The following is a 12,290-nucleotide window of genomic DNA, read 5'->3' as shown; positions in this document are numbered from 1 at the left end:
GGGATTTTATAAAAACACCCTGACTTTTTGTATTATAGAGGTAGAGGATTGCTTTTTGAAAACCTTCGGAGGCGTTCTGAAGCTTCGGATGAGTGAAAAACTTATGATAACGGGTTTTATGCCGCCTGCGGATTCCGCTAAAAAGAGGGCGGCATATTGTTGGTTTGCGCAAGGAAAATCCTATTCTACCCCGGTTCTTTCCATAACTAAGGAGGATATATGAAAAAAACAATATTTTTTACCGCGCTGTTGGCTGGCTTCACAGTTACGGACATAGCCATAGGCCCGTGGCAGGCCAGCGCCGCCGCCTGGGCGGCCGGGCCCAAGGTTGTGGCCACCGTAAACGGGAAGGCCATAACCGCCGACGAGGTTACAATGCGCCTTTGGTGGCAGCATGCCACACAGACTCTTTCCGATATTATGGACGATCACCTTTTGCTGGAGGAGGCCTCACGCCGGAAAGTGACGGCGGATGAAAAGGAAGTGGATAAAAAACTTGAGGAACTGCGCGCCAATTACAAAGACAAGGCGGAATTTGAACACAGCCTCACGGCCGTGAACTGGAGCGAGCAGGACCTGAAAAACCTTATACGGAACCAGATAACCATCAGGAACACCGTGATTAAGGCGGGAACGATAACCGTAACGGATGAAGACGCCCAAAACTACTATACTAAGAACAAAGAAAATTTTATCACGCCCGAATCCGCGAACCTTCTTCAAATATTCGTTGATACCAAGACCGAAGCCGATGACGCTTACCTGGCGCTCAAAGCCGGAGCCGATTTTGCCGAGCTCGCAAGCACTAAATCCACGGACGAGAACCTTAAGAAAAACGGCGGGAAAATGGGCTTCGTCTCAAAAGGCAGGCTGCTGCCGGGGATTGAAAAAGAGGTTTTCGCGCTAAAGCCGGGCGAATATACCAAACCCCTGCCAACCGGCGCCGGATACAGCATACTGAAGCTGGAAGAGTTAAAACCCCGGCAGGAAGTAAGCTATGAAACCGCCAAAGAAAACATAAAGGCATCCCTCCTGAACCAGGCCTTATCAAAGGAAATACCGAAGCTGCTGGCCGAACTGCGCGCAAAGGCAAAAGTGGATATGGCCAAGTAATAAAGCCCGTCTTTTGCTTTATCAGATCTTAGTTCCGCATTCGCCGCAGAAGTTGACGCCCTGCTGGTTCTGCGCGCCGCACTTCGGGCATTTTACCAGCCCCAGCGGGGCGCCGCAGTTGCCGCAGAATTTTCCCTCGCCGGCGGGCTTGCCGCATTTGGGGCAGATGGTCTGCTTGCTTTCCACCTTGCCGGTAAATACCGGCGTGGCGGCGGCCGCCGCGTCTATGTCCTGCACCATTTTCCTGGATTTTGCCGCGGCTATTTCCACATTCGCCCTGGGCGCGTCCGTAACGCAGAGCCCTTCCTGCTCGTTCCAGCAGGTTTCGCAAACCCATTTATTGCACTTGGGGCATCGCTTGAAATATCCCCTGGCTTCGTTTTGCGCCAGTTCAAAAGCTGTTTCATGCTCTTTGTGCCATTCAGGGGACATGCCGGTAAAGCGTTCGCTTATGGCATCGGTGCCGCGCGATATGCCATAGCCCAGGCCGGACTTCCCGGCCATCTGCGCCACAGCGCCGATGACATCCCCCAGCCCTTTAAAGAATTTCTTTTTCTTGTATGTTTTGGATTCAGTGAAGCGGGTTTTATAGCCTTCCTTGCAGGTGTCGCAGAAGAAGGTGAACTGGAAGCCGGCCTCGGTGCTGTTGTCCGCGAAATTGCTGGTGAAGCCTATAAGGTTCTCTGACATTTTATTCTCCTCCCTTGTTATTAAGCGGTTTTCCGCATTTTCGGCAATTTGGCGTGACAGGCGGCTGTTCTTCTCCGCAGCTCTTGTTCGGGCAGACCACGGTAAGACGCGCCCCGCATTTCGAGCAATAGTCTCCGAAAAAGACGGCGCCCCCGCAGTTGGGGCATTCTGTCTCCAGTTTAAGCCCGCAGGAAGCGCAGGCCTTCCAGCCTTCTTTTACCGGCGCGCGGCATTTGTGGCAGCGGAAATCCCCATAGGGATTTATTTTAGCGCAGGCCGGGCAGGCGTTGGCGTCCGGCGGCACAAGCTCGCCGCAATAGCGGCACGGATGTTTATATCCTGGCATTATTTCGACTCCTTCTTATCTGCCTTCGCCGTCTTCGGTGCGCCGGACGGTTGTCCGCGGGCGGATCCACATGAAATTATAGAATCCGTCCCGGCTGACAACTGTGCAGGTGTCCGCCAGTCGCGGACAGCGCCATAGGCAGGGGAAACCGCAGTGCGGTATCCCATTGCGGCAAATCCCCGGAAAGGGTCACGTCAAAAGCGGGGCTCACGGCCCGGTTAATTCAGCAATTCGTGGATTTCGGCCGGCTCGCTATAGCCTTTGAATTCCATGGCGCCCAGGCTGTGGTAGGTGAAGTCCGCCATGGTTTTCTTTTGAACCGCCGAGGAAACATAAACCGTCCCGGCCGGAGCTTTGCCCTGCAGCCGGGAAGTGAAATTTACCGTATCGCCCATTACCGTGTAATCCATACGGGATTCGGACCCGACATTCCCGGCTATCACGGGGCCGCAGTGCACGCCTATCCCTACGCCCAGGATTTTTCCGCCCGCGGCTTCCTGCTCCCTGTTGAAGCGGGCGATCTCTTTCTGCATCTCCGCGGCGCAGATTACAGCGCGTTTTTCCGCGTCCGGCTGGTCGAACGGGTCGTTGAAAACCACAATGAGCGCGTCGCCGACAAATTTATCCAGCGTGCCGTTGTGCTTGAACACAACGTCCACCATGCGGCGGAAGTAAGCGTTGAGCAGTTTAAGCAGTGCTTCCGGCGCCATCGCTTCCGACATGGGGGTGAAGCCGCGTATATCGGAAATAAGGATGGCCACATGCGTGCGCCGGCCGTCCCGCATTATTGCGCCGCCGTCCGGGGAATCCAGTATCTGCCGCGCGACCTGGTGCGAAACATAGCGCAACAGGGCGTTTTCGGCCAGTTCCCTGCGCACAAGGTTATCGGCGAATTTAAGAACAAGCCCCCGCATCTTCATTACCACATAACCCACGATCACGCCCATCACGACCATCGCGATTATGTTAATTCCCGCCGCATAGGCGGGAACCGGCTGTATGCGCGGGTTCCCGAACGAGAACCACCACACTGCCGCGTAGCCGGCGGCAGAAAGCCCCGTAACGGCGAAAATCGCGCGCCTGCTGTAGCGGAGGGCCGAGTGCGCGATTAAAAGGTAGTAAAGCGAGATCAGCGGGCCGCTGTTGGCCTCGAGCGCGATTATTATAAAAGTCAGGAAAAGAACATCCACGCTGGTGGATACGTACTTCATCCACCTGGCGTAACCTCCCCGCAGGTTAACCTGCCGCCAAGCGGCGAACGCAAACAATTCCCAGGCGGCGAGCGTCCATATGGTGCGGATATGTATCCTGAGTTCCACAGCCCCCAGCAGATAATAGTTGAGCATTTCATCCGCAAAAAAAACCGCTATAGCGGCAAGGCGTATTATGTTTACTTTCTGTTCGCCGGCCTTTTCCTCTTCCGAAAATAGTTCGTTTATCTTTTCTTTTGTCATATGCGTTGCAGACCCGCTTCCGGCTGACGACTGATCTTTCAGATCTACGGATAGACCAGCTTCTTCAGTATGGCGGCAGTTTTCAGATTCATGCGGCGGCGCAACACGGGGGTGGCATCGTCCATTCCGGCCAGATGCAGCGCTCCGTGCGCGGAAAGTATCAAGAGTTCCGTTAAAAGCGAGTGGCCCATGGCCTGCGCCTGCCTGACAGCCTGAGGCAGGCACACATAAATGTCGCCAAATACGGGGGGGGCGTCGAAGCCGGGCGGGGCGGGGTAGTTGAAAGCGATGACATCCGTGACGCGGTCCCTGCCGAGAAATTTTTTATTCAGTTCTTTTATGCCGGAGTCGCCTGTGAAGATCAGGCATACGCCGCGTTTTGCGAACCGGGCCCCGAGGGCCTTGCGCAGCGCTCTTTTTAAAAGCGCCGGGGCGCGCTTTATCGCGGCGGGGGCCGGCGTTTCAAAAAATATTTTTATCGGCATTTTAACAGCTATGCGAATAACCGGCGAATTAAAGGACCTTCGAACATACTACGAATGACGAATATGCGAATGTGTGCAAAACATATAAGAATTCGAATTCATTCGCGTAAAATTCGCATTGGATTTACCATTGCCATTTGGAAATGCCGCGCGGTATTACAACGATGCCATCGGGGTCTATGTAGTAACTCTGGGCGTCCTGGTCCGGATTGTAGCCGATGACCGTTTTTGCCTCCAGCGAGTTGTAGCGGTCGATTATGACTTTTTTCAGGCGGGAACCCGCCTTGATCTCGCAGGCGTCCATTATAATGCAGTCTTCAAGCTGGCATTTTTCGTGCACTACCACCTCGTTCGACAGGATGCAGCGTTTGAGCGAAGACTGGTTTATAATGCAGCCGTCCGAGATCATGCAGTCCTGCAGATGCGACTCCATAACCTTTGCCGGGGCGGAATTGTATTGGGAGGAGTGTATGGGCCAGTATTTATTGTGCAGGTCAAGCTTGGGCTTCGGGCCAAGCAGGTCCATGTGCGCCTGCCAGAAAGAGTCAAGAGTCCCCACATCGCGCCAGTAGCTTTTTTCCTCATAGGATTTCATGCCGGCCAGTTTCTGGGAGTCAAAATTATAGGCGAACACGCGGTAGCGCTTGTGCAGTGACGGCAATATGGTCTTGCCGAAGTCAAGCGCCACCGTCTCGCCGGATTCTTCATGCAGGATCTTAACCAGCGCTTCATAGGAAAAAATGTAATTGCCCATGGAGGCGAAGGCAAAATTCGGGTTCCCGGGTATGGGTTTCGGGTTTTTTGGTTTTTCCTCAAAGCCGCTGACTCTGCCTTTAGCGTCCACCACCACGGTGCCGAAGCGCGAGGCCTGTCTGAGGGGCACGCTAAGCGCCGATACCGTCACATCGGCCTTGTTTTCCAGGTGGAAGGCTATCATCTGGCGGATGTCCATGCGGTAGATATGGTCGGCGCCGAATACGGCAACCAGGTCAGGGGCGTAATCGTGTATCAGGTTAAGGTTCTGCTTCACGGCGTCAGCCGTGCCCCTGTACCACATCTCGCCAAGGCGCATCTGCGGCGGGACCACGGTGACAAAGTGGTCCTTGGTTATTCCGCCGCTGCTCCAGCTTGAGCGTAAATATTCTATCAGCGACTGCGACAGGTACTGTACCAGCACATAGTTCGAAAAAATGCCGGAGTTGATAAAGTTCGACAGTACGAAGTCTATAATGCGGTATTTGCCGCCGAAGGGCACGGCGGGTTTTGATCTTTCCTTCGTGAGCGGATAAAGCCTTTCACCCTTTCCGCCGGCCATTATCATGCCTATGGTTTTCATAAATTTCTCCCTGGAAAGTTGCCTGTCTTAAGACGTAAGTTTTAGATACGGCTATTGCCATAGGTTATACGCCATAGGCCATACGCAGAAATAACCGTAAAGGAACTTCCTTGTAAAGCCTATGGCTTACGGCCTAAAGCTTATGGCAACCTTTTGCTTATGGCAAAGCTTCTTAACTTATCGCGTCAAGTATTTCCCTCAGGTCACGGCCCACGCATAAAAACACCGGCTTGTCGGCGGCTGTGTAATTTTTTATGCGCAGTTCGCGCAGTTCCCTGGTGGCGCTTATCAGTTCGTCCAGGTGCCGGGACTCGCGCGCCACTATCATTTCCTGCTCGTCCAGACCGAAGGAAGTGAAAAAATTCTCCCGTATCTCGTGGTAGCGGCCTATCACGCAGGAGCGTTCCGAGATCATGGCGTTGCGCTCCTCTTCCGAGAGCTCGTACCAGACATGGGACTTGACCACCGGGTGTATGAGCATGAATTTATAAAGGCCGAAGGACTCCTTGGGCAGAAAGCCGAATTCCAGGTCTTTTTTAGGGGCGGACTGTTCCGGCGCCTGATGCACGCCCAGGAAGGAGTGGATGTTCAAAAAGTACCGCCCGGCTCCGGTGGAGAAGGTGCGGGCGCAGTTTTCCTGGAGAAATTCCAGGTCGTCGGACATGCGCCAGAAGAGGATGTCGGAATCGGCGCGCAGGCCGGCGATCATGTAAGTGCGCAAAAAAAGCTTTTCCTGGCATGCGGCCACCATATTTTCAAATTCCTGCTTGGCGGCTATTTTTTCGTTTGAAATAAGGCGCCTGAAAGCCGGGTCCAGCTTGATGAACATGAAATTCGAGTAAATATTATTCTGCTTTTTTATCTTTTCCATGGGTTTGCTCCGTGCCTGCCGGGCTCAAATAATGCAGGCCGTTGTTGCGGATCTCTATTTCGGTCGCGGTGGCCAGCCCGGTTTCCACTTCCAGGATGAGATATTTGCGGCCGTTTTTATCTATCAGCGAGTTCTTGGGCACCACGTGGGTGTTTTCGCTTCTGGCCACGAACATGTAGCCGTTAAAACGCTCTCCAATCTTTATGCCGGAGCGAAGTTCCATCGCCTCCAGCCAGATGCGGTTATAAAGCGGGCTGCTCTGGATGGGCATAAAACTGGTAAGCGTGGTTTTAAGTTTAACGGCTTCGTCCCTGGAATAAAGCATGTCAGCGGTAATGCCGGGAGCCAGCGGTGAATAAAGGGGGTCCGTGGTTTTGCCGACAATTATTATTTTCCTGGCCACGGTAAAAAGGCGGTCGCCCTTGTAAACCCGGGCTTTCGGCTGAACATAAATATTGAGGACTATGCCCTGGTTTTCGGGCTTGACATCGTAATACTTATAGACATCCTTCCAGCGCCTCTCGGTCTGCTTTCGCTCCTCCGGGGTGGTTGCGTCAAGGAGCGCCGCCATTTCCGTGGATACCAGGCGGGTAACCGCGTTTTCCGGGGTGACAAAGTCAAACAGCTCGGGCGTTATCTCTTCTATCCTGCCGTCAAAGGGGGCGAGCACGTCGTAAGTGTCCTGCGCTGTGGCGATGCCGGTGACTTTCGTGTAGATCTCAATATCGCTTCTTTTGAGTTCGTTTTCAATGTCGCCTACCATTATCGGAGCGGAGGAAACCGCCGGGGCGCCCGCAGGCGGCTTATCCGGCGATTGAGCCTGGGCCGGGCGCGTAAACGCGAGGCAGAGCGCGGCAAGGAGAATCCTAATTGGCGGATTTGGCATGTAGTTTTAAAAAAGCCTCCCAGGTCCAGGGCATTTTATCCCTGAAAATTTCCGAAATGGCGTTGGCGTAATCCCGTATCTCCGACTGCGCGTGAGCGTCCATCCGAAGCGACAGGAAGTTAAGCAGGCTGCGCGCGTTAACGCTCCAATAGAACTGGGTGTATTGCGATACCGGCAGAGCCATGCGGGCCATTTCTCTGGCCGCTCCGGCCTCAAGCAGTTTCCTGTAGGCCTGGTAAGAGGCCTTCACGCTGGCTTCGTAGACGGCCAGCATTTTTGACTGATTAAGCTCAGGCGAGGCTGTGGAGCCCTGCCGGTTTATTCTGTCCTGCGCCCGAAAAGCTTTGGGCGTGTAAAATTCCTCGGCTACCTCGGTGTAGCGCGCGCTGACCTCGTTATAAGAAGCCATGCGGTGGCGCATCCACTGCCTGGCTACGAAAATGGGGCATTTTATGTGGAATTGAAAAACGCAGTGCTCGAACGGCGTGTGGTGATCGTGGGCCAGCAGGTACTCTATAAGTCTTTTGTCTTTTTCCTCGCCCTTGGTCTGTGAGCCGAAAGTTACCCTCGCGGATTGCACCGCCCGAAGGTCGCCTCCCATGAAATCCACCAGTTTCACAAAGCCTTTATCCAGCACCTGGTACAGGCCTTTGTCAGATTTCTTCTCTGTTTCTATCATACGCCCTCCGCGGCTGTAAAGGCCGCTTTTTTGCAAATCTGCGATAAAATTATATACTTTTCAAGATTCAAATGAAAGAAGAATAGATAGTGAAACCTAACTTTTGCCGAAAAGCCGGAAAACCTGCGGACAGTTCAAGTCTGCGCGCGCTCGCGCGCATAATGGACGCGCTGCTGGCGCCAGGGGGATGTCCCTGGGACCGTAAGCAGACGCACCGCACGCTTTTAAAAAATCTCCATGAGGAAGCGTTCGAGGTCGACCAGGCGGTTAAAAAGAGCGATTGGGAAAACCTGAAGGAAGAGTTGGGCGATGTCTTGTTGCAGGTGGTCTTTCACAGCGCTCTCGCCGAGCGGGAGGGGCATTTTAAGCTTTCTGACGTGATACGGACCATTAACGCCAAACTGGTGCGGCGGCATCCTCACGTTTTCGGCGGGAAAAAGCTTTCCACTTCCGCCCAGGTGCTGGTTCAATGGCGCAGAATAAAAAAAGCCGAAAAAGAGAAACTTATCCTGCGGCGGAAAAAATGACCCCCGGAAAAATTGCCAGGCTGATCTACCCGGAATTCCGTTTCGGGCACACTCCGCTTGATTACGCCCTTAAACTGGTTGAGGCCGGGGTGGGGGGGTTTTGCTTTTACGGCGGCACGGTAAGCGAGGTTTATGAAACCGTAAAAATTCTCAGATCCGCCTCCGTCACTCCGCTTATCTTCGCGGCTGATTACGAAAACGGCGCGGGGCAATGGCTGAAAGAGGCCACCGAACTTCCCACCAACATGGCGATAGGGGCTTCCGGCTCCGAAGCTTTGGCGCGCCGCAAGGCGGAAATAACCGCGCTTGAAGCGAGGGCTCTGGGGATTGACTGGATTTTCGCTCCTGTGGTGGATCTGGCTTACCGCCCGGGCAACCCTATAGTAAACGCCCGTTCATTCGGCAGTTCCCGCGCGCTGGTAACGCGGCTGGCGGGAGCGTATCTTTCGGGGCTTAGCTCGCACAACGCCCTGTCCTGCCTGAAACATTTTCCGGGCCACGGCGATACGGAGGCCGACTCCCACCTTACACTCCCGACTGTCGCTAAGAGCCGCGAGGCCATGGAACAGGATGATTTAAAACCATACAGGGCTCTGGTCCGTCAGGCGGATTCAGTGATGGTCGGCCATCTCAATATCCCGGCGCTTGACCCTGACAACATCTCTTCTCTTTCTGGAAAAATTATCACGGGGTTGCTGCGCAAAGCGCTTAATTACGGCGGCTGCGTTATTACCGACGCGTTGAACATGAAAGCCATTTCCGAAGAAGTGACGCCGGGCGGCGGCAGGCGGCAGGCCGGGGTAACCGGTGTGAAGGCTCTTTTGGCCGGGGCCGATATACTGCTTGTGCCGGAAGACCCGTTCAAACTTTACGACGCCCTTCTGCGCGCCGCGCGCGACGGTCTTATAACAGAGGCGCTTGCGGACTCCGCCATAAAAAAACAGGAGACGATGCTTTTAAAGCTTTCCCTTTCAAGGCTTTCACCTCCGCCGCGCGATGTGGTCTATTGCTCCGGGCACCGCTCTTTTGCGGCGGAGGCCGCGCCGCAGTGCCTGGCATGGGGCTATGGCGGCGGGGCGTTCCGGGTGAAAGCGGGCGAGACTGTGGGTTATTATGAGCCGCTCACCGCGCAAAAAGACTGGAAAGGGCGGATTTTTGTGGAAGAGCTCCGCCGTCTCGGCGTGAATGTCCGGCCCTGCGAAGCGGGAAAAACACAAAAGGCCGTGGCCGCCGATTTTTCAAGACCGCGCGCTTATAGCGGAAGCATCAACCTGGCTGCCGAAGAAAAAACCGCGCTTCAGGAAGTTTTTAAAAACGCGTCCGACTGCGCCTTTGTCGCCTTCGGCAGCCCTTTCGTGCTGGCCGGTTTTGAGAAAGCCCCGTCCGCCGGCCTGGCCGCTTTTTGCGCGCTGGCGGATTTTCAGAAGGCGGCCGCGCGCGTTCTGACCGAACAGGTTGAGGCCAAAGGCGTAATGCCGGTGGATCTGCATGAGGGCTGAGGAATACGGTTATAGTAGTAAGTAATTGTGGGTAGCTGTTGACAGGGTCCGAGGTCCTGTCGGGGAACTGGAACGCAAAACCAGGGTCGGGCACACCGTGCCCGCCCTTCCCATCCTCGCCTTCCGCGCTATGCAAGCGTCGGGTTCCGGAGGGTTTTGCTTATCCAGCTTCCCCGCCACCCGCTCCATTTGGTCCCAACAGGGAACCGACGGAGAATCCGAAAGGACCGTAATCGGTAAACGGTAAAGTAGCCGGTAACCTATTGTTTCTGACCTGTGCTCGTGTGACTTGAGACCTGTGACAAGCCTATGGCAATGCCGTATCGGGGCCTATGGCCAACAAACGGCCTTGCAGATTGGAGTTTATATGGAAGAAATTTCAGCGCTTGAAAAAGTAACCGGCCTGGGGTGGCCCGATTATTCTCTGGTGTGCATCGCGGTGGCGGCTTTGCTTCTTATTTCCTATTTCAAGGGAAGGGGAGAAACCGACACGCAGGACTTCTTTCTGGGCAGGCGCAGGATACCGATCTGGGCGGCTACGCTCTCTTTTGTGGCCACGGAAATAAGCGCCATGACCATAGTCGGAGTTCCGGCCACGGGGTTCAAGGAGAATTGGCAATATCTTCAGTTCTTTATCGGTTCCGCCGCGGCGCGCATAATTATCGCCTACCTGTTCATCCCCGCGTTTTACAAGTATAACTGCACCACCATTTATGAATTTCTCAAACACCGCTTTGGCCCGCAAACTCAGTATGCCGGCTCATTTTTCTTTTTTCTCACCAGGCTTTTCGCCTCCGGCCTGCGGCTTTACGCGGCGTCGCTCGCGGTTTCGGTTATTATGGGCTGGCCTCTTTCCTGGACACTTGCCTTCTTTACCGTGATAAGCGTGCTGTTTATAGGTTTTGGCGGTATCAGGGCTGTTATCTGGACCGGCACTTTTGAGGCCATGAGTTTTTATCTGGCCGGCGGGGCGGTGCTGCTTTATCTTTTTGCACATATACACGGCGGTTTCGGGGAAATATTCAGAACGGCGGGCGCGGCCGGCAAGCTTTCGCTTTTTAACCTGGGCTGGAGCGCGAAGGATCCCAATGTGCTTTGGATAGCCATCCTGAACGGCGTTTTCGGTTCCATGGCGTCTTTCGGAACCGACCAGGAACTGATGCAGCGCCTGCTTACTCTGGAAACAAGGGAGGCCAGCCAGCGGACCATAATAGCCACCATATTCGCCACCATCCCGCTGCTAATCCTCTATCTTTCGGTGGGGACGCTTCTTTTTGTCTTTTACGGCCAGAACCCGGGCCTGCCGCTTCCGGACAATTCCGACAAGATACTTTCGCATTTCACTGTGCATGTTTTACCGCAGGGGCTTAAGGGCCTGGTGCTGACCGCGGTGATACTTGCAAGCATTGATTCCCCGTTAAGCTCGTTAAGCTCGTCTTTTGTCACGGATATTTACCGGCCTTTGATCAAAAAAGACGGGACTGAAAAACATTATCTGCTGATTTCGCGCCTGAGCGTGGCGGTTTTTGGCCTGTTGCTGGCCGGTATCGCCTATTACTGCCGTAAAACCGAGGGAATGCTGTGGCTTGCATATAAGGTCAACGGAGTGACCGCGGGCAGTTTGCTCGGGGTCTTTTTACTCGGCCTGCTTACCAAAAGGCGCGCCAATCTGGGGAATGTGGCCGCTATGTTTATCAGTGCGGGGCTGGCGGGAGTGGCGCTTTATCTTTCGGAAACAGGCCGCCTGGCCCTCGGCTGGAGCTGGATGATAGTGCTTGGCACCGTCTGCACTTTCGCTTTCGGCTGGATTCTCGGAAAAAGTGAAAATCCCGCGGTGCTGAGCGCAAATGAAAAACCACGCGTTTAATTAAACGCGTGGTTTTAAATACAACGCAGGAACCCTTAATTCTGGTGCTTGAGCAGCTGGTCTTTGCGGTGCTTTATTTCTTCTTCCAGTTTTGCCAGTTTTTCTTTGGCTTTTTCTTTGGTTTCGTCCATCCAGTCGCCGACCTTTTCGCGGGTTTCTTTGCCGGAGGCCGGGGCAAAAAGTATGCCCAGGGCCGCGCCTATAAGTCCGCCCAGTAAAAACGCGCTTACTACCTCACCGGTTCTGTTCTCAGACATTGTATCCTCCTGAAAAAATAAATGCGGAAATTACCTTTCCTTAATCTTATACATTGCGGGGGAGTTTGTCAAATTCCGTCCATCTGACAGTAACATCAAGACTTCTGTGTAATTTCCCAGTTGCAGGGTTCGCGGGTCCTGTCAGGGGCCCGGAACGCGGAACCGGCGTCGCGCACACCGTGCGCGCGCCTCCATTCCTCGGCCTCCGCGCTTCGTATGCTCGGCCTCCGGACGGTTCCGCTTATCCGGCTCCCCTGCCACCCGCTCCATCTACATCGCC

General features: G+C 54.3%; 13 protein-coding genes. 4 read left to right on the top strand and 9 right to left on the bottom strand.

All coding sequences use genetic code 11. The annotated features are described in order from the left end of the window. Nucleotides 1-219: 219 nt before the first annotated feature. A complete protein-coding gene (locus NTX59_13780) occupies nt 220-1,113 on the top strand; it encodes a peptidyl-prolyl cis-trans isomerase (GenBank protein MCX5786747.1) in 894 nt (297 codons plus the stop codon). A 21-nt stretch (nt 1,114-1,134) separates the two neighbouring features. Here NTX59_13780 and NTX59_13775 read toward each other — a convergent pair whose 3' ends face one another. The 8 genes from NTX59_13775 to thyX all read right to left on the bottom strand — a co-directional run bounded on the left by NTX59_13775 (nt 1,135) and on the right by thyX (nt 7,860). Then, complete coding sequence (locus NTX59_13775; GenBank protein MCX5786746.1) at nt 1,135-1,803, bottom strand: zinc ribbon domain-containing protein; 669 nt, start codon at nt 1,801-1,803, stop codon at nt 1,135-1,137. A gap of 1 nt (nt 1,804) precedes the next feature. After that, nucleotides 1,805-2,149 carry a hypothetical protein gene (locus NTX59_13770; protein ID MCX5786745.1) on the bottom strand — a complete coding sequence of 115 codons (345 nt, stop codon included), beginning with the start codon at nt 2,147-2,149 and terminating at the stop codon, nt 1,805-1,807. Between the two features lie 218 nt (nt 2,150-2,367). Beyond that, the gene (locus NTX59_13765) at nt 2,368-3,603 is read right to left on the bottom strand and encodes an adenylate/guanylate cyclase domain-containing protein (GenBank protein MCX5786744.1); all 1,236 of its coding nucleotides are present in this window, start codon (nt 3,601-3,603) and stop codon (nt 2,368-2,370) included. Nucleotides 3,604-3,647: 44 nt separating this feature from the next. Continuing rightward, a complete protein-coding gene (gene ybeY, locus NTX59_13760; GenBank protein MCX5786743.1) occupies nt 3,648-4,088 on the bottom strand; it encodes an rRNA maturation RNase YbeY in 441 nt (146 codons plus the stop codon). Between the two features lie 124 nt (nt 4,089-4,212). Beyond that, entirely contained in the window at nt 4,213-5,424 is a 1,212-nt protein-coding gene (gene glgC / locus NTX59_13755) for a glucose-1-phosphate adenylyltransferase (protein ID MCX5786742.1), read from the bottom strand. A 172-nt stretch (nt 5,425-5,596) separates the two neighbouring features. Further along, complete coding sequence (locus NTX59_13750) at nt 5,597-6,295, bottom strand: chlorite dismutase family protein (protein MCX5786741.1); 699 nt, start codon at nt 6,293-6,295, stop codon at nt 5,597-5,599. Continuing rightward, nucleotides 6,270-7,181: a hypothetical protein gene (locus NTX59_13745; protein MCX5786740.1), complete on the bottom strand. Its 912-nt coding sequence runs from the start codon at nt 7,179-7,181 to the stop codon at nt 6,270-6,272. The genes NTX59_13750 and NTX59_13745 overlap by 26 nt, the downstream gene beginning before the upstream one ends. Further along, nucleotides 7,162-7,860 carry an FAD-dependent thymidylate synthase gene (gene thyX / locus NTX59_13740; GenBank protein ID MCX5786739.1) on the bottom strand — a complete coding sequence of 233 codons (699 nt, stop codon included), beginning with the start codon at nt 7,858-7,860 and terminating at the stop codon, nt 7,162-7,164. The genes NTX59_13745 and thyX overlap by 20 nt, the downstream gene beginning before the upstream one ends. Before the next feature lie 89 nt (nt 7,861-7,949). Between thyX and NTX59_13735 the strand changes: the two genes are divergently transcribed. The 3 genes from NTX59_13735 (at nt 7,950) to NTX59_13725 (ending at nt 11,753) form a co-directional block, all read left to right on the top strand. Then, complete coding sequence (locus tag NTX59_13735; GenBank protein ID MCX5786738.1) at nt 7,950-8,387, top strand: nucleotide pyrophosphohydrolase; 438 nt, start codon at nt 7,950-7,952, stop codon at nt 8,385-8,387. After that, nucleotides 8,384-9,886, top strand: coding sequence for a hypothetical protein (locus tag NTX59_13730; protein ID MCX5786737.1), 1,503 nt, complete (start codon nt 8,384-8,386; stop codon nt 9,884-9,886). The genes NTX59_13735 and NTX59_13730 overlap by 4 nt, the downstream gene beginning before the upstream one ends. A 367-nt stretch (nt 9,887-10,253) precedes the next feature. Next, nucleotides 10,254-11,753 carry a sodium/solute symporter gene (locus NTX59_13725; protein ID MCX5786736.1) on the top strand — a complete coding sequence of 500 codons (1,500 nt, stop codon included), beginning with the start codon at nt 10,254-10,256 and terminating at the stop codon, nt 11,751-11,753. Between the two features lie 35 nt (nt 11,754-11,788). Here NTX59_13725 and NTX59_13720 read toward each other — a convergent pair whose 3' ends face one another. Next, nucleotides 11,789-12,010, bottom strand: coding sequence for a YtxH domain-containing protein (locus tag NTX59_13720; GenBank protein ID MCX5786735.1), 222 nt, complete (start codon nt 12,008-12,010; stop codon nt 11,789-11,791). Nucleotides 12,011-12,290 lie beyond the last annotated feature (280 nt).

This window comes from Elusimicrobiota bacterium (assembly GCA_026388155.1).
Taxonomy (GTDB): domain Bacteria; phylum Elusimicrobiota; class Elusimicrobia; order Elusimicrobiales; family UBA9959; genus UBA9634.
Note: the sequence above shows the minus strand (reverse complement) of the source record. Positions and strands in the feature narration are given on the sequence as shown.